At 46.7% G+C, this 20,939-nt stretch carries 20 protein-coding genes; 14 read left to right on the top strand and 6 right to left on the bottom strand.

The window, feature by feature from the left end; translation table 11 throughout:
- Nucleotides 1-25 precede the first annotated feature (25 nt).
- Nucleotides 26-862 carry a TIGR01777 family oxidoreductase gene (locus CSHOW_RS02465; RefSeq protein WP_002947633.1) on the top strand — a complete coding sequence of 279 codons (837 nt, stop codon included), beginning with the start codon at nt 26-28 and terminating at the stop codon, nt 860-862.
- Between the two features lie 492 nt (nt 863-1,354).
- Here the strand turns inward: CSHOW_RS02465 and CSHOW_RS02460 are convergent, their stop codons facing one another.
- From CSHOW_RS02460 to pgp2, 3 genes are read right to left on the bottom strand one after another with little or no spacing between them, the layout of a single operon-like run.
- Nucleotides 1,355-2,356 (bottom strand): alanine racemase, encoded by a 1,002-nt coding sequence (locus CSHOW_RS02460; protein ID WP_002947636.1) that lies wholly within the window; start codon nt 2,354-2,356, stop codon nt 1,355-1,357.
- On the bottom strand, nt 2,349-2,591 hold the full coding sequence (gene cmeU / locus CSHOW_RS02455) for a CmeU family protein (RefSeq protein WP_002947637.1): 243 nt from the start codon (nt 2,589-2,591) through the stop codon (nt 2,349-2,351). The genes CSHOW_RS02460 and cmeU overlap by 8 nt, the downstream gene beginning before the upstream one ends.
- The gene (pgp2, locus tag CSHOW_RS02450) at nt 2,592-3,527 is read right to left on the bottom strand and encodes a cell shape-determining L,D-carboxypeptidase Pgp2 (RefSeq protein WP_002947638.1); all 936 of its coding nucleotides are present in this window, start codon (nt 3,525-3,527) and stop codon (nt 2,592-2,594) included.
- Nucleotides 3,528-3,658: 131 nt separating this feature from the next.
- Here pgp2 and CSHOW_RS02445 point away from each other — a divergent pair, with 131 nt between their 5' ends.
- The 13 genes from CSHOW_RS02445 to CSHOW_RS02385 all read left to right on the top strand — a co-directional run bounded on the left by CSHOW_RS02445 (nt 3,659) and on the right by CSHOW_RS02385 (nt 15,349).
- A complete protein-coding gene (locus CSHOW_RS02445; RefSeq protein ID WP_002947639.1) occupies nt 3,659-4,138 on the top strand; it encodes a copper chaperone PCu(A)C in 480 nt (159 codons plus the stop codon).
- Nucleotides 4,138-4,599 carry a hypothetical protein gene (locus CSHOW_RS02440; protein ID WP_002947641.1) on the top strand — a complete coding sequence of 154 codons (462 nt, stop codon included), beginning with the start codon at nt 4,138-4,140 and terminating at the stop codon, nt 4,597-4,599. Before CSHOW_RS02445 ends, CSHOW_RS02440 begins: the two co-directional genes overlap by 1 nt.
- Before the next feature lie 28 nt (nt 4,600-4,627).
- Nucleotides 4,628-5,206, top strand: a complete 579-nt coding sequence (locus CSHOW_RS02435) for an SCO family protein (RefSeq protein ID WP_002947642.1) — start codon at nt 4,628-4,630, stop codon at nt 5,204-5,206.
- A gap of 156 nt (nt 5,207-5,362) precedes the next feature.
- On the top strand, nt 5,363-6,499 hold the full coding sequence (locus tag CSHOW_RS02430) for a hypothetical protein (protein ID WP_002947644.1): 1,137 nt from the start codon (nt 5,363-5,365) through the stop codon (nt 6,497-6,499).
- Nucleotides 6,500-6,514: 15 nt separating this feature from the next.
- A complete protein-coding gene (nosZ, locus tag CSHOW_RS02425; RefSeq protein ID WP_002947645.1) occupies nt 6,515-9,109 on the top strand; it encodes a Sec-dependent nitrous-oxide reductase in 2,595 nt (864 codons plus the stop codon).
- Between the two features lie 130 nt (nt 9,110-9,239).
- Nucleotides 9,240-10,001, top strand: a complete 762-nt coding sequence (locus CSHOW_RS02420) for a hypothetical protein (protein WP_002947648.1) — start codon at nt 9,240-9,242, stop codon at nt 9,999-10,001.
- Nucleotides 9,998-11,233, top strand: a complete 1,236-nt coding sequence (locus CSHOW_RS02415) for a nitrous oxide reductase family maturation protein NosD (RefSeq protein WP_002947650.1) — start codon at nt 9,998-10,000, stop codon at nt 11,231-11,233. The genes CSHOW_RS02420 and CSHOW_RS02415 overlap by 4 nt, the downstream gene beginning before the upstream one ends.
- A complete protein-coding gene (locus CSHOW_RS02410) occupies nt 11,230-11,910 on the top strand; it encodes a 4Fe-4S dicluster domain-containing protein (protein WP_002947652.1) in 681 nt (226 codons plus the stop codon). Before CSHOW_RS02415 ends, CSHOW_RS02410 begins: the two co-directional genes overlap by 4 nt.
- A gap of 2 nt (nt 11,911-11,912) precedes the next feature.
- A complete protein-coding gene (locus tag CSHOW_RS02405; protein ID WP_002947653.1) occupies nt 11,913-12,485 on the top strand; it encodes a c-type cytochrome in 573 nt (190 codons plus the stop codon).
- A 9-nt stretch (nt 12,486-12,494) separates the two neighbouring features.
- The gene (locus tag CSHOW_RS02400; protein WP_002947654.1) at nt 12,495-12,950 is read left to right on the top strand and encodes a c-type cytochrome; all 456 of its coding nucleotides are present in this window, start codon (nt 12,495-12,497) and stop codon (nt 12,948-12,950) included.
- Nucleotides 12,951-12,953: 3 nt separating this feature from the next.
- Nucleotides 12,954-13,859, top strand: a complete 906-nt coding sequence (locus CSHOW_RS02395; protein ID WP_002947655.1) for a NapH/MauN family ferredoxin-type protein — start codon at nt 12,954-12,956, stop codon at nt 13,857-13,859.
- Between the two features lie 10 nt (nt 13,860-13,869).
- A complete protein-coding gene (locus CSHOW_RS02390; RefSeq protein WP_002947656.1) occupies nt 13,870-14,529 on the top strand; it encodes an ABC transporter ATP-binding protein in 660 nt (219 codons plus the stop codon).
- Complete coding sequence (locus CSHOW_RS02385) at nt 14,522-15,349, top strand: ABC transporter permease (protein ID WP_002947657.1); 828 nt, start codon at nt 14,522-14,524, stop codon at nt 15,347-15,349. Before CSHOW_RS02390 ends, CSHOW_RS02385 begins: the two co-directional genes overlap by 8 nt.
- 384 nt (nt 15,350-15,733) lie before the next feature.
- On the opposite strand, the gene CSHOW_RS02380 is transcribed toward CSHOW_RS02385, so the two are convergent.
- The 3 genes from CSHOW_RS02380 to CSHOW_RS02370 all read right to left on the bottom strand — a co-directional run bounded on the left by CSHOW_RS02380 (nt 15,734) and on the right by CSHOW_RS02370 (nt 20,814).
- Entirely contained in the window at nt 15,734-16,513 is a 780-nt protein-coding gene (locus CSHOW_RS02380) for a hypothetical protein (RefSeq protein WP_002947659.1), read from the bottom strand.
- 171 nt (nt 16,514-16,684) lie between these two features.
- Nucleotides 16,685-20,167 (bottom strand): acyl-[ACP]--phospholipid O-acyltransferase, encoded by a 3,483-nt coding sequence (locus CSHOW_RS02375; protein WP_002947660.1) that lies wholly within the window; start codon nt 20,165-20,167, stop codon nt 16,685-16,687.
- Complete coding sequence (locus tag CSHOW_RS02370; RefSeq protein ID WP_002947661.1) at nt 20,164-20,814, bottom strand: MerR family transcriptional regulator; 651 nt, start codon at nt 20,812-20,814, stop codon at nt 20,164-20,166. Before CSHOW_RS02370 ends, CSHOW_RS02375 begins: the two co-directional genes overlap by 4 nt.
- Nucleotides 20,815-20,939: the final 125 nt, after the last annotated feature.

The raw sequence follows: 20,939 nt of genomic DNA, 5'->3' as shown, positions 1-20,939 counted from the left end.
TAAAAATTTATCAAAAAGGCAAAATATGAAAATAGCCGTAAACGGCACGAGCGGATTTATCGGCGGCGAGCTTTGCAGATTTTTTAGAGCCAAAGGTCACGAGGTCGTAGCCATACCGCGAGCCGCCTACGCAGACAAAGACGCGCTCAAAAACCTCATCGGCGGCTGCGATGCGGTTATAAATTTAGCAGGCGCTTCTATCGCCGCAAGGTGGAGCGAGGCGTATAAAAAGCAGCTTCGCGCAAGCAGGATAGAGACGACTCGCGCGCTGGTTTGCGCTATAAACGAGCTAGAAAATCCGCCCTTTTTCATCAGCGCTTCGGCTGTGGGTATCTACGAAAACGGCCTTAGTCACGACGAGAGCTCGGTCAAATTTGACCGCGGATTTTTGGGCGAACTAGCATGCGAGTGGGAGAGCGAGGCCGCCAAAGCGCGGACGCAAACGGCGATATTTCGCCTAGGCGTGGTGCTGGGGCGAGGTGGCGCACTGGCTAAGATGCTGCCCGCATTTAGGCTCGGTCTTGGCGGAAAGCTCGGTAGCGGAGAGCAGGCGTTTTGCTGGATTCACATCGCTGATTTGCTGGAAGCGTTTAAATTTACCCTACAAAACCGTCAAAGCGGCGTCTTTAATCTCGTTTCGCCACACCCTAGCACCAACGTCAAGTTTACTCAAATTTTAGGCGAGGTTTTGGGGCGACCGACGTTTTTTAAAGTGCCTAAATTTGCGTTAAATTTGATGTTTGGCGAGGGATCAATCGTGCTACTTGAGGGTGCGAAAGTCTATCCCAAAGCCTTGATAGAGAGCGGATTTAGCTTTAAATTTAGCGATCTAAAAACGGCGCTTGAAGATATTTTAAAGTAAATTTGAGAATTGGCGGAATGCAAATTCGCATGGCGGCAAATTTACGTCGCGGCTTTAAAAATCCAAACGACCCACGCTAACCCTGCGTAAATTTGACGCCGCTACGAAAATTTAGCCGCATGGAATCTTGTCCGATTTTATCGCAAATCCAAATTAAAACGCGGGCGTAGAGGCATAAGAACAAATACGATAACGCCTTAAAACATAAAATGCTTTGCCCGCTGATATGGCGGGCTACAAATCGGTAATCAAAAAAATTAGCACGATGCCGCCCAAGAAAAAAGCGATAAATTTTTTACCGCCAAACGATGTCTTAAATTTACAAAACCACGGGCTGGTATAGGCAAAATTCGGCGTAAATTTGAATCAGACGGCAAATTTACGTTTTTGAAGATAGCAGACTAAGCTCATAAATTTGAAAAGCTAGCTTTTGTCACTAGTTCTGCACGCAGGGTTTGCTACCTGCGAGCTCAAGCGGACTTGCGAGAAGTTTTACTCAAACCGCCTTGAGATACTAGGCGAAAGCTTAGTCAAAACATCATAACTGATCGTACCGAAAAAATCCGCCCAAACGCGCGCATCGTCAAATACGCAAATTCTATCGCCCGCGTCTTCGCAGCAAAAGCTATCCATCGACATTTTGCCAAGCAGTCGCTGTCCGCCCGCCGTCTTTAGCTCGCCCTCGCCCGTGTATCGCAGCAGCCCGTCGCCGTAGCCCAGGTCGTAAACGGCGATTTGCATATCCTCGCTCGCGCAAAATTTAGCGCCGTAGCCCGCGCATTGCCCTTTTTTTAGTACTCTACCGCTAACTTTATGCGCCCAGAGCGACGCCACGCGCTTTAGCCCCAAACTATCGTCAAACTGCGCGTAGCCGTAGGCGGCGATGCCCACGCGCACGTACTCGTCCGCTAGCTCGCCGAAGCGCTCGGTCGCAGCAGAGTTATGCGAGTGAAAGACCAAACCGTCGCCGCAAATTTCGCGCACCACGGCTTTTGCCGCGGCGAAATTTCGCCTCTGCACGAAATAATCGCTACTAAGCTCTTCGGCGCTTCTAAAGTGCGTAAATGCGCCGCAAATTTGCAGTCCGTGCGCCAAGGCCGACTCGCATGCCGCGCGCACTTCGCCCACCGAGACGCCGTTTCGGTGCATGAGCGTATCGACGGCGATATGCACGCGTGCGCCTTTTTTAAATTTAGCAATCAGCGAAATGTCGTTTACTGAGTAGATAAATCGCTCGCTCTCGCCGCCGTTAGGAATATGCGAAAGGATGAGAATATGCTCGAAAAACGGCTCCAGCTCGCGCGCCTCGACTTCGTTTTTGACCGCACAAAATTTAATACCGTAGCTCGCCGCCTCACGCCCCACAAGCGCCGCTCCGTGACCGTAGGCATTGTCTTTTAGCACCAAAATCACGCGATCTTTGCCGCCTGCTTTGGCGCAAATTTTGGTTAGATTATGGATGTAGGCGGATCTGTTTAAAACGAGTTCAGACATTAAATTTTACACCAAACGCCTCATAAACGTTAGGAAGTAGCTTCCTAATACTATAATCGTAAGAGTAAAATTTGGCGTAGAGAGCCTTTAGATCAGCTTCCTTAACCGCCGCAAAGTCAAACACGTCCGTGCCCGCAACCTTTGGCACCTGGCGGTCTAGCTCGGCGAAAAACTCGCTCCTAGCCTTTAAAATTTCCTCGATTTGATTTTTTACTATTTCTTTTTTTTCTTGCATTTACTTCTCCGTTAAGATTTTAAATTTATCTTTATCTAGGCGCACATAGAGCTCTTTTTTTCCTTTAAATTCGTGACTAGGCGCAGCGTAATCCTCATCAAAAACCACCCTAAAAAGATTTTGCCCTTTGACGTTTGGATACGGCGTCACGCTAAAATTTGAAGCTTTTATGCTCTTTTTTTCGTTTAGCGCGAAAATTCTCTTTTTATTTTCGGCAAATTTGGCTCTCGTTAGCGCATTTTTGCCCTCTATCTTTACAAATTCGTCCGCGTAAAAGCCGAGGTAAATTTTAGTTTCGTTATCTCGCCACGCCTGCAGCCATTCGTGCAGATGCGCCAGCACGCGCGCGATGTCGTCTTTGCTAGCGTCTACCTTCTGGCTTTCGCTGATTATCACGACGCCCTCGCTGCCGATTAGTTTGCCGAATTTTACCAGCGCGTCGTTGTTAAACGCCACGCAGCCGCGCGTTTTTACTTCATCGTCGCGTTTGCCTTTCATCGGCAGACCGTGTATCCAGATGCCTCCGCCCGTTTTTTGAGCGGCTTTGTCGTGGGCGTTCGGGTATGATAGCGACATAGCGAGCGGCCCGTAAAAGGGATCGGACGGCGTAAATTTATCGGTAACGTCATAAACTCCGACCGGCGTTTTTAGGTCGCCTTCTTTAAATTTATCCCCGCTTTTGCCCGTTATCACGCTTTGCGAGAAAATTTCCTTCAGCGCGCCGCCTGCATACTCGAAGCTTTGCAGGGTTTTTTGCGCTTTATTTACGACGATGATTTTGGTCTTAGCCTCGTAGTAGCCGTATCTGACGTCGGCTGCGCCTAGCTTTTTTAGCCAGTATTTAGCGCCCGTCAAATTTGCGTCCGCTAAAGCCTCGGCGAGTAAAATTTGAGAAAAAAAAGCATAAAAAATAAGTAAGCCGAGTAATTTTTTCAAAATTTCCCTAACGTTGAGTATTTTCGTAATAAAGGCCAGAATTATATTACATTTTCTCTTAAAAATTTTAAAAAGCTTTTATTTTGTGTTACAATAGCGAATATCAAAATTATACATAAAGGACGCAAAAAATGAAAAGCAAATTTTTAGCTTTATCTCTATTAGCCGCCTCTTTGGGCTTTGCAAATGCCGCAGATATCGAGATCGTTGATATCTACGCCAAGGCTACACCTCCCGGCGCAAAAAATACGGCTCTGTTTTTCGACATCAAAAATAACACAGATAAGCCAGTAAAACTAGTCGGCGCTAGCTCTCCGGCGGCCGCTACGGGCGAGATACATACGCACAAAGAAGTAGACGGCATGAAAAAGATGGTGCAAATAGAAAATATCGAGGTGCCTGCGATGGGCGAGGCAAATTTAAAACCGGGCGGTCTGCACGTAATGCTGATGAATATCAAAGCTCCGATCAAGGAAGGCGACAAACTAGACGCTACGCTAGAGTTTGATAACGGACAAAAACTCGAGCTAAAAGATATCGTCGCAAAAGCGGTCGTAGCTAAAAAAGACGGCGAACACGGACACGATCACGGCGGACACCACAAGCATTAATGAAAAAATTTCTCATTATTTTAGTCCTTCTAGTCGGCGTTTTGGGTACTTCGGCGTACCTGTTTTTTAAACCGCAAGCACAAGAGGACTTTTTGAGCGCAGAGGACGTGGGGGCAAATTTAACCCCGCTTCCCTGCGATATGAACGCCGAGCACTCATGCGGCGTAGAGTTTCGCGGCAAGACGGTTAAATTTAGCCTCTCGCCAAAGCCCGTTTACACTATGCAGCCTACGCTAGTGCGCATCGAGGGGCTAGAAGGGTTTAAAAACCCGAGCCTTGAGATCCACGGCGTAAATATGGACATGGGTATGATTAAGGCCGAAGTAGAAAAACGCGACAACGCCTACATATCAAACATCGTGCTAAGCGCGTGCCTGATAAACATCATGAGGTACCGTTTCGAGGTGCTAGAAAACGGTAAAAAAAGCGGACTTTATATAGACTTCGACTTGCATCAGTAGATGCAAATTTCACTTGAAAGGGCGGATGATGAAAAAGCTTCTTATCGTACTTATACTGATTTTAACGGTTCTTGGCGTAGGTTATCTCGCATTTTATTCAAACAAATACGCCCCTAACGGTCAAAGCGCAAACGTCGCCGAGGGTCTAAAAAATTACGATTTTACCGGCAAGGGCACAAACGGCGCGGTGAGTCTAAAGAGCTTTGAGGGTAAAAATAAGATTATATACTTTGGCTACACCTCGTGTCCGGACGTCTGCCCTGCGACTTTAGGTATCTTAAGCGGCGTGTTAAACGAGCTTAAAAGAGACGATATCGTCGTGATTTTCGTCACTCTCGATCCGGAGCGCGACGAGCCTAAAAACGTCGATGAGTACGCAAAGTATTTTTATCCGAATTCTTACGGCATAGTATTAGACAATCTGCCTAATGTTGCAAAAAGCTACGGCGTGAAGTATCAAAAGGTGCTGCTGGAAAAATCGGTCATGGAGTACTCCGTCGCTCATAGCTCCTCGCTATACGTACTAGATAAAAACGATAAATTCGTCGCCGAGATCTCCAATCTAACGGCGCAAAATATCAAAAAAACGCTGGAAAATCTGAAATAATAACAGCTTTATTATTTAGTTGTTATGAGTGTTACGTTATAACACAGAGATATTTTTTTATGCTCAATTATTAACGATTTTGATTTAAATCAATATACTTTAAGCCTTCCGGTTGTATAGTTTCATTAATAGAAAATTTAAATTTGAAAGACATTTATGAAAATTATAGCGCTCGTATGCGCTCTATTTGTTTTCTCCTTCGCAAGCGATTTTAGTGCTACGGCTAGTCTCGACGTAAAAAGCTGCGCCTATAGCGAGCAAAACAAAACCCTACCCGTCTACGATACCAAAAATTCGCTAAACATACTTAATAAAAAAGACCTAAAAACCATAAACAAATTTGACTTTAAAACAGACGAGATAACCTCGCTAGCCTTTGACCACGCAAATTTATATGCAGGATTTGCTGGCGGCGAGATAGCTAAATTTAACGATGATTTTAGCTCTTTTGCCGGCATGCTAAATCTTTCAAATTTAAGCCTTGATACGCAGATAACGCACCTTCACGTCGCAAACGGCAAAATTTACGCAGTCGCCGGCAAAGACGCCTTTATCTCCTACGATCTTGCGTCAAAAAAGCTGACGCGCGCAAATCTTGACGGCGCATACCATATCGCAACCTGTCAAATTTTAAGCGACGCCGCACTGATAACTAGCTGGGATAGATCGGTTTTTAGCGTAAATTTAAGCACCATGAAGGCAAAAAATCTAGGCAGATTAAAATCCGTAGCTTTGAGCGCGGCGGAGATAAGCTCAGGCGTGATTTTCGGGCTTGCTAGCGGCGAGATAGCGAGCCTCAAATTTGACGCTGGGGAAAATTTGACGAACAAAAAGTTAGCAAGCAAGCAAACTGGTACAACAAATTTGGATACCGAAGCAAATTTGACGCAAACAAACGGCAAAGACAACTCTAGCTCAAATTTAACCGCCGTCAAAAACGCGCAAAACAAAGCGGATCTAAATTTGACTAGCGGCACAACAAACGCAATTTTGATGAACTCTACAAATTTAGAAACAAAAAACTCGGCGAGCACAGAGACCAAAGCCGCCCCGAACCTAATCGTCCAAATTTACAAAATCTCAAATTCGCGCGTTAAAAGCCTGCTGGTCGTGCAGGATAAAGTTTATGTCGGGCTTGGAAACGGCGAAATTTTACGAAGCGACGCGGAATTTAAACAGATAGAAAAAATAGGCAAAAACTCTGACGCCGTGATAAAAATTTTTAACGACGAAGATAGCGTCATAGCCGTTAGCATAAACGGCGAGATCCAAATTTACAAGAAAAAATCTTAGGAAAGGAGATTTTCAATGAACAAACTACTTAGTTGCGGTATCGTTGCGGCTGCGGGCCTCGCGTTTTCCGTTAGCAGTGCGTGTGCGGCGGATAGCGATTTGCAAGCTATCATGAAAGCGCGCGGGCTAACGGAAAAAGACATCCTAGCGGCCGCTAAAACATATCAGCCAAGCGGTAAAAAAGACGACTACATCGTATTTTCCTCAGGAGGCCAAAGCGGACAGGTAATGGTTTACGGCGTGCCTTCAATGAGGATTTACAAGTATATCGGCGTCTTTACGCCCGAGCCTTGGCAGGGATACGGCTACGACGAGGAGTCTAAAGCCATCCTAAAAAGCGGCGCCATCAGAGGCAAACAAATCACGTGGGGCGACACTCACCACCCTGCTTTAACCGAGAAAAACGGCGAATACGTCGGCGATTATCTTTTCATCAACGACAAAGCCAACCCTCGCATCGCGGTTATAAATTTGCACGATTTCGAAACTACTCAAATCGTCGTTAATCCAATCGTAAAAAGCGAACACGGCGGCAGCTTCATCACTCCAAATAGCGAATACGTCATCGAAGCGGCGCAGTACGCGGCTCCGCTAGATAACGGCTACCACTCGATAGACGAGTACGAAAGCGCATACCGCGGCGCGGTAACGTTTTGGAAATTTGACTATCCAAAAGGTAAGATAGACGAGAAAGCATCCTTCTCGCTCGAGCTTCCTCCGTACTGGCAGGACCTAAGCGACGCCGGTAAGGGCGAGAGTTTCGGTTGGGCGTTTACAAACTCGATAAACTCCGAGATGTATACGGGCGGTATCGAAAAGGGCTTGCCTCCGTTTGAAGCGGGCGCGAGCAGAAACGACACTGACTATTTGCACATTTATAACTGGCAAATTTTAGAAAAGCTAGCTCAGGATAAGAAAAACTACATGGAGATAAACGGTCATAGAGTAGTTACCATAGACGCCGCGGTTAAAGCCGGCGCGTTATTTTTGATCCCTGAGCCAAAGAGCCCGCACGGCGTAGACGTCACTCCTGACGGCCGCTATATCGTTATCGGCGGCAAGCTAGATACTCATGCGACGGTTTATGATTTTAAAAAGATCAAAAACCTAATCGATAAAAAAGAGTTTGCCGGCACCGATCCGTACGGCATCCCTGTGCTTGATATGGCAAAGAGCTTGCAAGGACAAGTCGAACTTGGCCTTGGACCTCTGCACAACTCTTTTGACGAAAAAGACGGCATCATCTATACCTCTCTTTACGTCGATAGCCAGATCGTGAAATGGGACTACAAAAATCTAAAAGTTCTAGATAGGATCAACGTCCACTACAACATCGGACACCTTGATACTATGGAGGGAAAATCGTCAAAACCTAAGGGAAAATACGCTATCGCTCTTGATAAACTTTCGATCGATCGCTTTAACCCGGTCGGCCCTCTTCACCCGCAAAACCACCAGCTAATCGACATAGCCGGCTCAAAAATGGAGCTTTTATACGATATGCCGATACCTCTGGGCGAACCTCACGACGTAGTTTCGATCGCGGCTAGCAAGCTAAAACCGGCTACCACCTATGCCATGGGAACAAACTCTCGCACCGGTAAAGAAAGTCCGTTCGCAACTCTTGCCGGACAAGAAAGAGTCGAGCGCAACGGCAAAAACGTAACCGTCTATGCTACGATGATCAGAAGCCACATCAATCCTGAGCATATCGAGGTAAATAAAGGCGACAACGTAACCATCCACCTAACCAACCTGGAGCGCGCCCAGGACGAGACTCACGGCTTTACCGTGGATCTTTATAACATCCACGCGTCTTTAGAGCCTGGTAAAACAGCGACCGTAAATTTCGTAGCGGACGAAGAGGGCGTATTCCCTTACTACTGCACAGAGTTTTGCTCTGCGCTGCACCTTGAGATGATGGGTTACTTGCTAGTTAAAGATCCGAACAAAAAATACGAATCCGCCAAAGCAAGCAAGCTAAAAACCCTAAGTCCAGAAGCTCTAAAAGCCGAATACGATAAAGTAATCGCTACAAACAAAGCTACCGACGAAGTTATCCAAAGCGTCGTTACGTATTTAAAAGAGAAGCATTATGAAAAATATCCTAAGGTAAAAGAGCTAGTTACCGACGCTCTGGATCAGTACGGCAAAATCCCTGAAGTAAAAGCAAAAGCCGACGAAGCCTACAAAAAAGGCGACGTAAACGGCGCGATACTATGGGAGTACCAAGTATGGCAGTATATGGTTAAAACCGCGGACGTCGGCCTAAGAGCTAAAAACAATCTCGCTAAAGAGATCGCCACACCTATGAGCCCGGCTGCCGCCAAAGGCGAGGAAGCCTATCTAAAAGGCGGTTGTAACGGCTGCCACGTCATCGGTCAGGTTAGCTCGGGTCCAGATCTAACCGGCGTTCTTTTGCGTCACGAAAACGGCGAGAAATGGGTGTTTGACTTTATCAAAGATCCAGCTAAATTTTACGGCGACGAGTATATCAAGTCTATGATCGATTACTTTAACCTAAGAATGCCTAATCAGCACATGAGCGATCAAGAGATCAAAGATATCATCGAATACCTAAAATGGATCGACGAAAACGCGGGAATGTAGTCTAAATTTGAGCTTAGCGGCTCGAATTTAACCGCTAAATTTAAGGCTCGGAGCGCGTAATCCGAGCCTTTTTCGTTAAATTTAAAAAGTGTTTCGCGAAAAATTTTTTAAATTTAATAAAGGAGAAACGATGAAGAAGTATCAAATTTACACTATTATCGCGTTAGTCTTGATGACCGTTTGTTTTACGATCCCGGTGCTGGGCTTTTTCGGAGCCAAAGCTAAGATCGCCGCGGGCGAGCCTCTCGCCGGGTATTCGTATAAAATTTACGACCTTTACACCTCGTTTCAGTACAAAAATCACTTGATGCCAGACGACGTAAAAGCCAGCCTACAAAAAGCGATCGAGCAAAAAGCCGAGATCGGCACGCCATCTTTTCCTATCTGGTACGTCGCGCTTGAAGCGCCAAACTACCCAAAAGACGCCTTTCCAGACGGTATTCCGGTTTATTTTCACGTTGACGGATACAGCGGCGACGTGCACGAGATGAACACCATAAACCACTACATCGGCATGTATCCGATGGAGCACGGCGGCAACGTCGAGCGCGCGATTGCGCCTTATTATCTGCTTATTTCCACGCTTTGCATGCTAGCCTTTTTATACTACGACGGCAAATTTAACTCCCTGCTCATGGTGCTTCCGACCATAGCTCCGCTGCTTTTCATGGGCGCGTTTGCGGGCTGGCTTTACTGGTACGGGCACAATATGCAAGAGTGGGGCGCGTTTAAGATAAAACCGTTTATGCCGACCGTGCTTGGCGACGGCAAGGTCGCGCAGTTTACAACGCACTCGTATCCTAGCATAGGATTTTGGGTGATGATGGCTATGAGCGCGCTTTGTATACTAGCCGTATTTTCAAAGAAAAAAGAGCTCAAAGACGCGAAATGAAATTTAAGCTTTTGCTCTTTTTCGCGCTAAATTTGACGGCCTTCGCCGGTCCGCTGCAAGACGCTATAAACGCTGCGGAACCGGGCGACATCTTGCGCCTAAACGACGGACTTTATGAGGGAAATATAATCGTCGATAAGCCGCTCTCGATAATAGGCAAAAGCGATGGCGCCGTGATACGAGGCGACCGCAAATCAAGCGTGATAAAAGTAACGGCAAAAAACGTAAAGCTCATAAATTTAAACATCGAAGGCAGCGGCACGAGCCAGATGAACCTAGATGCGGGCATAAGCTGCGCAAAGGGCAATAATATTTTAGTCGAGAAAAACCGCTTTAAAGACGTGCTTTTCGGTATCGAGCTATCAGAATGCAACCAAGCCGTCATCAGAGATAACAACATCACCTCAAAAGAGGGCTTTGACGTGCCTAGACGCGGCGACGCCGTGCGCGCGTGGTATTCGCACGAAAACTTAATCGAGCGCAACTACGTCTATAACAGCCGCGACATCGTAGCGTGGTTTTCCAGCAACAACATAATCCGCAAGAACTACGGACAAAACAACCGCTACGCCGTGCATACGATGTACTCTGCGGGTAACCTCATCGAGGATAACGAATTTAGCGGGGGTGCAGTGGGGATGTATTTTATGTTTTCTACGAATTCCCTCGTGCGCCGAAACGTGATAATCAACTCAAACGGAGCCTTTGGCGTGGGTATCGCGCTAAAAGATACCTCGGGCTTTACCGTGAGCGAAAATACCTTTTTGTATAACTCGCGCGGCATCTACTCCGACCGCTCGCCGCTAAATCCGGGCACCGTAAATTTGATCGAAAATAATCAAATTTTATACAACGTCATCGGGCTGCAAATGCACGCGACGCAGGAAAAAAGCGTGTTTAAGGGTAATGATTTTATCGGCAACATGGAAACGGCTATCAACGACACGCCCGGCTCAAAGATCGAGCTAAACGAGTGGAGCGGTAATTATTTCGACGAATACGAGGGACTCGACGTCGATAGAGACGGTATCGGCGATACGCCATACTTGCACTTCGTTTACGCCGACAAGCTTTGGCAGTACTATCCGGCTCTGCGCTTTTTCTACGGTTCTACCGTGATTAGCGGGCTAAATTTCCTAGCTAAGCTTGCGCCGTTTTCCGAGCCGCTTAAGCTTTTAGAGGACGGCTCTCCTAAAATGCGCCCCAATAACGCCGAAAAGGCAACGCTATGAATAGACGAAATTTTATCGCCCTAACGGCAGGCGCGGCGGCCGCAGGCTACGGCATCGGATATTTTTTACCCAAAACGCGCGCGGACGAGCTTTTTTTGCGGCCTCCCGGAGCGGTTAAAAATTTCGAATCGCTCTGTATAAAATGCGGCCAATGCGTGCAGGTCTGTCCATATCACAGCATCGGGTTGCTAGACATCGCGCAGGGCTACTCAAACGGCACGTCCTATATCGACGCGCACGAGCGAGGCTGCTATCTGTGCGACCTTTTCCCTTGTGTTTTGGCCTGTCCCAGCGGCGCGCTAGATCACGCTACGACGCAGATCAGCGACGTAAAGATGGGCGTGGGCGTGCTGCGAGGACGCGAGGCCTGTCTAGCGTACAAAAACGAAAACGTAAATTTAAACGGCATTACGAAAATGCTTGAGCGTAAAATTTACAACGACCGCGAGCAAGCCGTAAAAGACGCCGTCCAAAATAGCGTGGACAAGCCCTGTGATCTATGCGTGAGCCTCTGTCCGGTCGGAGACGTCGCCATAGCGATGGCTAAAAGCGACGGGCGAAATTTGCCCGAATTTAAACAAGGTTGCGTCGGATGCGGCGTGTGCGCCGAGGTTTGCCCGGCACAGATCATCGACATAGCGCCAAACCGCGGCTATGATGAAATTTACAAAGGATAAAAATGAGAAATAAAATTTTAGGCTGTCTCGTCGCCCTCGCTGCTGCCATGCTGATAACGGGCTGCGAGAGCAAAGATGATAAAAAAAGCGCGACGCAAGCGGCAAAAACGCAAGCGACGCCCGCCGCCTCAGGCATGATAGAGACGCAAAAAGCAGACTCAAACGCAACCGCGCAAAAAGACTACGATCAGTTTATGACCTACGATATAAACGGCAAAAAGAGAGTCAAATTTGGCCTGGACGACGAGGAGACCGAAACTAGCCGCTCGGTAGGCGCACTAGCGATGGTGCGAAGCCCGCTGCAAAGCATAAATTTAAAACTCATCAAAGGGCGGCTTAGCAAGGACTTTATCGTAAAATGCTCCGCCTGTCACGATGACTACGCCAACGGTATCATCGGCCCGTCGCTGCTAAATAAAACCTCGGATCAAATTTACGACATGATCGCCGCGTATAAGAGCAAGCAAAAGGCAAATCCGCTGATGAAAGACCTAGTCCAAACCCTAGACGAGGCGCAAATCCGCGCCCTAGCAAACGAAATCAGCGAATTTAACGAGCAATTTAGAAAAAAATAGGAGGCTAAAATGGGAAAGAAAATAGCGATAATCTTTGGAGTTTTGGTACTTGCACTCATGGTTTTTATGCTGACTAGCCAGCCCTCAGCACCCGTAAAGGACGCTAGCAGGCCCGAGCTAAAGCCGGCGCAGCAAACGCAGCCAAAGGTCGTAAACGAAGAGCTAAATTTGCAAGATAGCGAAGAGATCAAAAAGATAAAACAGCTACAAAACAGCGTAGCAAATCAGCCAAGCGAGGGCGTTAGCAAACGATACCTAACATCCTGCGCGCCTTGTCACGGAGCAAACGGCAAGGGCGTAATGGCGCCTAAAATCTCAGGCAAAAGCAAGGACGAAATTTTAGCTAGGCTAAAAGACTACAAAGAAAATAAAGTACCAAACAGCCTAATGAAGGGACTTTTAAACAACGTATCAGACGAGGATTTAGGCTTGTTAGCTGATGAAATTTCAAAATTTAAAGAGTAGCGGATGGATAAATATAGCACGCGTTGCACGGTCTCGAAGGTCGATTTTTTCGATACGCTGACGATAAAAAACGGCGAGGGCAAAAAAAGCCTCAGCTGGCGAGGACGCCGCCTCGTCGTGATCGCGCTAGTGCATACTTTGTTCGTGCTTTCTTACCGCGCGGATATTCAAATTTTAGAAGGCGACATCAGCGGATCAAGGATTTTGGGATTTCATTTGACCGACGCTTTTATGAGTTTTCAGGTGTTTGCCGCGACGCACGAGTTTCCGATAAATTTGATCATCGGCACGGCTACGATTTTACTTTTTTACGCGCTCGTGGGCGGTCGAGCGTTTTGCGGCTGGATTTGCCCTTATACTTTTTTGGGCGAGATCGGCGAGAAAATCCACGAAAATTTAGCCGCTAAAAAGATAATCAAACGCCGCGAGTTCGATCCCAAATGGCGCTACGTCTTTACCGCGCTTTTTATCGCGATGAGTTTTGCTAGCTCGCAGCTCGTGTTTGAGATATTTAGCGTGACGGGTATAGTGTCTAGGTTCGTCATCTACGGCTATTTTCACGCGATTTGGTTTGCGGTTTTTATACTTTTAGTCGAGATTTTCTACTCCCGCAGAGGCTGGTGCCGCTACGTCTGCCCCATCGGCGCGACGTACTCGCTGCTAACCCGCACCAACGCCGTTAAAGTTAGCTGGAACAAAGATCGCTGCGACCACTGTTTGGTCTGCATCGATACCTGTCTCGTGCCGCACGTGCTAGAGATCACGAAGAAAAACGCTAAACTAGACGGCGACGAAAATAAAAAAGAATTTCGTCTCGTGGGCGGCGACTGCACGCTTTGCGGGCGCTGTATCGACGTGTGCCACCACGACGCGCTGAAATTCGACAACGGCTTTAAAAAGCTCATCTAAAAGGATAAATTTGATAATCTTAAAAGACATCACCAAGGCTTTTGGCTCGCAAAAGATACTGCAAAACGTAAATTTAAGCATAAAAAAGGGGCAAAAAACGGTCGTGCTCGGGCAAAACGGCGCCGGCAAAAGCTCGCTGATGCGCATAATACTTGGCGAATTTAAGCCAAACAGCGGCGAGGTGCGAGTAAACGGCTTTGACCCATTTACCGCGCGCAAAGAAGCCCTTAGCGTGATATCTTTCGTCCCGCAAACGCCGCCGCCGCTCAAATTTAACCTAAAAGAGCTTTGCGAGTTCGTCTGCAAAAGTTCAAACGTCGCTCAGGAAAACATAGAAAAATTTTGCGAGAAAATGGAGCTTGATCTAAAAGGAAATTTTCACAAGCCCTTTTATAAACTCTCAGGCGGTATGAAGCAAAAAATGCTAATCGCAATCGCCTTTGCTAAAGATACCGAAGCTATGATGTTTGATGAGCCAACGGCAAATTTAGACCCCAAAGCCAGGCGAAATTTTATGGACTTGCTAGGCGAGTTTGCGTGCGAAAAGACGCTGGTTTTCATCTCGCACAGGCTTGATGAGGTGCAGGGCATATCAAACCGCTACGTCGAGATGGATCTGGGGCAGATCATAAAAGACGAGCTAATCTCTCAAGGAGGCGCGCATGCGTAACTTGCTACTCATCGCCAAACTAGACGTCGCCGAGTCGCTACGCTCGCGCTGGTTTCTCATCTATATGCTAGTTTTTATGGGGCTTATCGTTACTTTTATCTTTAGCGGCGTGACGGACTCGCGGGTGCTGGGCTTTAGCGGGCTTACGCGGCTTTTGCTGCTTTTTATCCAAATTTGCATCGTTATCGTGCCCATTTTTATCCTCATCTCGACCGTGCGCAGTATCAGCGCCGACCGCGATACGAACCTGCTTGAGTATATGCTTAGCTTTCCCGTTAGCCTGGGCGAATACTATTTCGGCAAGGCTTTGGGGCGCATTTTCGTCATTTTCGTGCCGCTTTTGCTCTCTTTCGTTTTAGCCGTGGCTGCCGGTCTAGTTAAAAAAATAGAAATCCCGTGGGATATCCTAAGCCTCTACACTGTCTTACTTTTCGCACTTAGCTTCGTATTTTTGTCGTTTGGATTTCTCATCTCCTCAATGATCAAAAATCAAGAAATGGGTCAAGGCGTCGCGTTTTTGCTCTGGCTTATCTTGCTAGCGTTTTTGGATCTCGCGCTGATGGGCTTTTTGATGAAGAGTAACGTGCGCGAGGATATCATCTTTTTTATCGCACTCATTAACCCTATCGAAGTCTTTAGGATCGCGGCGATTAGCCTATTTGATCCAAATTTAGCCGTTATCGGCGTGGCGTCAAATTTCGTGCTAAATAACTTTAGCGTATTTGGCTTCGTGCTTTACTCGATTTGTTACCCGCTGATTTTGGGCGCTATTATGCTTGTTGGAGGGTATTTTATCTTTAGCAGCAGGGATTTGGTGTAAATTTAGCTAGTCTGCGGTAGTCGTTTGGCGTTTAGGCAGGCTAGTTAGTCGTTTTATTAAGCAAATTTGACCGCCGATGCGGATAAACCGCGATGAAACGACGCTATTTTCTATGCTATCCATAACCGCTAAAAACCAAAATTTATCATCGTTACGAGGCGTATTAGATTTAAGTTCAAAATTCGCCTTTTATTTTATCGCGGTGATATATTTATTTAGGACGCTACTTTACCGACCGGCGGCTGGGTATCTTGACTTCATATATAGTAGCTTAGCAACTGTTTTGAATAGTTGCCGTTTAAATTTAGATTAAATACAGCCATTGTTTATCTTTTGTATTGATTTTTTTATTTTAAAATTTTCAATGAAAATTATATAAAACTTTTAGCGCATCTCTATATCTCTACCGCCCAAATAATTTTCTTCCAGCGGATAATTTATATTACCGCAGTTATCAAATTTAAAACCTTTTCCGATACCGACTACGGCATTTTTTCTCTCTTTATAGTATTTCTTCACGATAATAAAATTTTCTCTCGTGTCATAAATATACTCCGAATGGTTAAATTGCATATAATTGCCGTTAAATATAGCAAATTTATCAAGGAACAAAGTGCCTGTAACAGTTTTCTCGCCACCGTCAACCATAACTATCGGTCTGTCAAATCCAACGCTCGTATCTTTCAAATTTATTTTTAAATATTTCTTCGGATCGGTTTTTTTAGCTTTTAATTCTTTCATCAGTATCTGCTCGGTCGTTTTCCCCTCTTGATAATATTTTTCTAATACTTCAAAACAATTCGATAAGTTTATATTTTCTAGTTCATAGTATGCAACCTCGTATCTACTGGACCAAAGACTACCGAAGGTTTTCAACCTATAAGCATCGATCATCCAATATAGCTTTACATCATAGTCCAAATATGCCCCTGCTACTCTTTTATACAACTCCTCTTTGGGTAAAATTCTGTCCTCTTTTAGGCAGTATCCTTGCTTGTATTTGTCGTAGTCGGAGAGAGAAACTATCACAAAGCCTCGCGAAGTGGAAAAATCTGGCACGATGCGGATAAATGCGGCGCAAAGTATCGCCGTAAAAAGTACGACCGACCAAACTATCTTTTTAAGTTTGTTACCGAAGAGTTTTTGTTTTAAATTTAAGTTCAAAATTTGCCTTGTTGTTTTATTTTCATTACGATTATATTGTGATTAAACTTAGGTGTTTATAAGCGGGTATCGCTGTTTTAAAATTTAATCTTACAGGGGTCTTTTGCCGGAGCTTAGACGATAGGCAAATTTGACGACCTAGTCGCCAAATTTGCCTCTCATAGCATAAATTTAAGCTTCCTCCGCCGCACCCAAATTTCCCTCGCCGGCGACCAACTGGGCCGCTAGCTTTTTGCTTGATTTAAAGTCCACTTTGCCCGTTCCCAGCACCGGTACGGCCTCTACTTTGTAAATCTTTGAAGGCTGCATGATAGATGGTATCGCAGAAGCTCTGATGCGCGCGACTAGCTCCTCCTCGCTTATCTCGCCGCTAAAGAGCATTACGACTTGCTCGCCCTTTTTCTCGTCGGCGACGTTGGTGCAGACAAAGGTCGCCTCATCACCCAGCACGGCTGAAATTTGGGCCTCGACCGCGCCCAGGCTTATCATCTCGCCGCCGATTTTGGCAAAGCGCGAGAGCCTATCGGTGATAGTTAAGAAGCCCGCCTCATCCAAAAAGCCGATGTCGCCGCTATTATAGTAGCGCACGCCGTCTAGCTCGACGATCGCCTCTTTCGTGCGCTCCTCATCCAGATAGTAGCCCTTCATTACCTGATGGCCGCCGATTAGTATGAGGCCCGCCTGCCCGTTTTCTAGCTTTGCTAGGCTCGTTGGATCGCAGATTCTTATTATCGTGCCGGCCGTCGGTAGGCCTACACTGCCCTCTTTTGAGAAAACAAGCTCTTTAAAGAACTCGGGCTCTAGCACGTTTGCGGTATTTACGCTGACAACGGGCGAGGTCTCGGTCGTGCCGTAGCCTTCGTAAATTTCGACGCCAAATTTCATCTTAAACTCGCGCTTAACGGCTGCGTTTAGCTTCTCTGCGCCCGCTATCGCGTAGCGGATCGTAGAAAACATCAGCGGATTTAGCTTTTTGTTTTTGGTGTAGAGCCTAAAAAACGTCGACGTGCCAAACATTATCGTCGCGTGGTATTTAGCAACCATCTTGCCCACGGCAAAGGCGTCCGTGGGATCAGGCACGTGAGCGGAGGCGATACCTTCGCTAAGCGGGAAAAAGGTAGCCGCGGTAAGCCCGAATGAGTGAAATATCGGTAGCGACGCTAAGATAACGTCGTTGCCGTCCGTATTTACGATCTCTGAAATTTGCTTGATGTTAGCCATTATGTTTTTATGCGTTAGCACGATGCCCTTTGGCGTGCCTTCGCTGCCGCTGCTAAAGAGTATCGTAGCATCGTCGTCGATGCGAACGTCGCGAAAATAAATAAGCTCAAGCAGCCAGCGCGGCATCAAAATCGCCTTTAGCATCGCGCAAATTTTATCAGCCTTGCTTATGCCTTGCGCGACGTCTTCGAGATAGATGAGCCTGCCTTTTAGCGACTCTTCCAGCTCAAAGCCGCGTGCCTTTAGCTTGGCTATAAACTGGCGAGAGGTGATTATGCTTCTTAGCCCCGCCTTGTCCGCGCAGCCGATCAAATTTTGCTCGCTAAGCGTGTAGTTTAGATTTACGCTTATTTTGCCTCTGATAAATAGCATCAAATTTATAATGCTACCCATCACCGAGGACGGCAGTATCACGCCGACGTTTCGCTCTTTTAAAAACGAGAATTTAAATTTAGACAAAAACACAAGCACCGTCGCGATAACCTTGAGATTGTTTAGATCAGCACCCGTGCTATCTACCATCGAGCGTTTAAACAGATCCGCTTTAGCGTGTTTTAGCCAGCTAAACTGCATAGGCTCTAGAGTTTTTAGATACTCCGCCCAGCTAAAAAACGACAGCTCGACCACTTTTTCGCGCACCTGCGGAGCTTTGGTCTCAGGCGCCAAAGGCGCGCCGAAGCTCACCCTGATAGCGCGCTTGCCGTCTATTTTGCGGCTGATTTTTTGGTAGTATTTTTGAGCGCGCGAGAAGCTAGAGCCCCAAAGACCCCGCAGATAAAACGGCACGATGACGGAGTTCGTATCGCTTGCGGCTATCTCGTAACCGTGCTGGAACTCGTCTATCTGGCCGTTATAGCTGATATGACCCTCAGGAAACAGCGCCACCACGTCGCCGGCATCCAGGCACTCGCGGATCTTTTCTAGCGCGCTTTTGCTGGCTCCCGCGCCAATTGGGATCACGTCAAATAAATTTAACAGCCATTTTAGGTACCAAATTTCATAAAAACTCTTATGCATAGCAAATCTGATCGGACGCGGAGATGCCATCTGCAGCACCGCCCAGTCTATCCAGCTCATGTGGTTGCCAAGCAGCAACACGCCACCTTTTTGCGGGATATTTTCGACGCCGTCGACGTTGATCGTATAGCCGATCCTAAAAAACGGCATGATAAGCAAACGCGCAAAAAGATGCGGCAGATATTTTATCGTCGCCAGCGCGCAGATAAGCACGCAAAACGACGTAATGACGAAAATCTCCGGCGTACTAACGGCAAATATACTAAACGCCATCGCAAGCAGCAAAAACGCCGCCATAAAGATGTTTTGGATAAAGTTACTGCCCGCTAGCGTGCGGCCCATCTGCTCTTCGGAGGTAAAAAACTGGATATTTGCGTTTAGCGGCACGATGAAAATGCCGCCGCTAAAACCGAACAAAAACGACGCCAGCGTCATAAACGCAGCACTTGAACCCTGCGCGAACATAAGTAGCGAAACAAAAAGCCCAAGCGCCCCAAAAGGCACGATGCCCATCTCGATGTGATTTTTCGAGTAACTGCCCGCTAGCGCAGAGCCCGCAACCAGACCGATGGTGCTAACGGCTAAAATCGCCTGCACGATCATAACATTGTTATCCGCGCTCATAGCCTTGTAGTGAGCCGGGAAAACGGCGATAACCAGCTGCGCCACCGCCCAAAAAACCGAAAGCCCAAGCGTACATAAAAAGGCGTTTTTGTTGTTAAAAATGTGCCTCGTGTTTTCTTTTAGGTAGTCTAGTTTAAAGTACTTTTTCGCGTCAAATTTCAGCCCTGCGTCAGTCGCCTCGAAAAACGGAATCTTAAACGTAAAAATCGTCTCGGCTACCGAGCAAACGAAAAGTATCGCGCCGATAAACCAGACCGATTTTATCATCTCTGCGGCATCCGTGCTAGTAGCGGCGTAGCTCTCGAAAATCGCCGAGAAAACAAACGAACCAAGCAAAATCGCCACGATAGTAAAGGCCTGCACGATACCGTTTGCAGCGCCCAGCTTCTCGCCGCCCACGATTTTTTTGATTAGTCCGTATTTAGCGGGGCTATAGATCGCGCTTTGCACCGCTAGCAGCAGCGTCGTGCCAAACGCCACGTAAAACCAGCCGCAAAGGTAGCTTATAGTGATAAAAAGCGTGAGTAAAATTTCGCTCGCTGCCGCGTATCTCGTGATGCGGGTGCGCGAAAATTTGTCGTTTAAAAAGCCCGAAACGCTAAAAAGCATGATGTAGGGAAGCAAGATCAGCAAATTTACGAGCGAGGTCAGGATGATCTGTAAATTTTCATCCTCGATGCTCTTAAAAAGTATGTTTTGGATCGTGATCTTGTGGCCAAGATCCACGACCGCATTGATAAACATAACGATCAAAAAGGGCAAAAAGCCCCTAATTGAAAAAACGCCTTTCATTTGTTCTCCTTTTTGTAGGCATCGAATGTGTGAAAATTTAAGATATACGGTTTTAGGATCAAGATATTATCGAAAACAAGCTTTAAAGCCGCGTTTTTATCCTTTGCTTTCGCGTAAATTTCGCGCGCGCACTCGGCTTCGATTTTGGCCGTTTGCTTGGCTAAATTTATGTAGGTCTGTAAAATTTCCCGCCCGCGCTCGCTCTTTTGGGTTTCTAGCACGATTTGCAGGATCTCGACCTCTTTTTCCGTTAGCTTGCCGCCTCGCATAAAGATAAATCCGTCTTTTATAAATTTATCCAGCTCAGCCTGGCTGATACCAAGCCTCTCGCACGCCTGCTCGGCGCTTAGCGTCTGGGCGAAATTTGACCCCATAAAGGTATCGAGCGAATCAAAAAGCGCCTCGTAGCAACGCTTAAAGCTAAAGCCCTTTTGCTGCGTGAGCGCCTTGACCTCCTTTAGGCTTAGGTGGAAGTTACTCTGGACGTATTTGATGAAATTTAGCATCAAAAGCGTATCCTCGCCATACTGATGGACGTTGTCTTTTACCTTCACGGGCTCTGGCAAAAGCCCTTCCTTGACGTAAAAGAGTATCGTTGATTTGGGCGTTTGCGATAGTTCGCAAAGCTCGCTCATCTTGTAGCTCATCTCTTTCCTTTCGTTAAATTTGACGAAATCTTACGCAAATTTAGCTTAGAAAATCATAAAGTGTAAAGCACCACTTGACACTTTTTAAAATTTAGGCTATGATTTCGCCAAATTTTAAAAAGGAG

This window comes from Campylobacter showae (assembly GCF_004803815.1).
GTDB classification, from domain to species: domain Bacteria; phylum Campylobacterota; class Campylobacteria; order Campylobacterales; family Campylobacteraceae; genus Campylobacter_A; species Campylobacter_A showae.
This window is presented reverse-complemented; position numbering and strand designations above follow the sequence as displayed.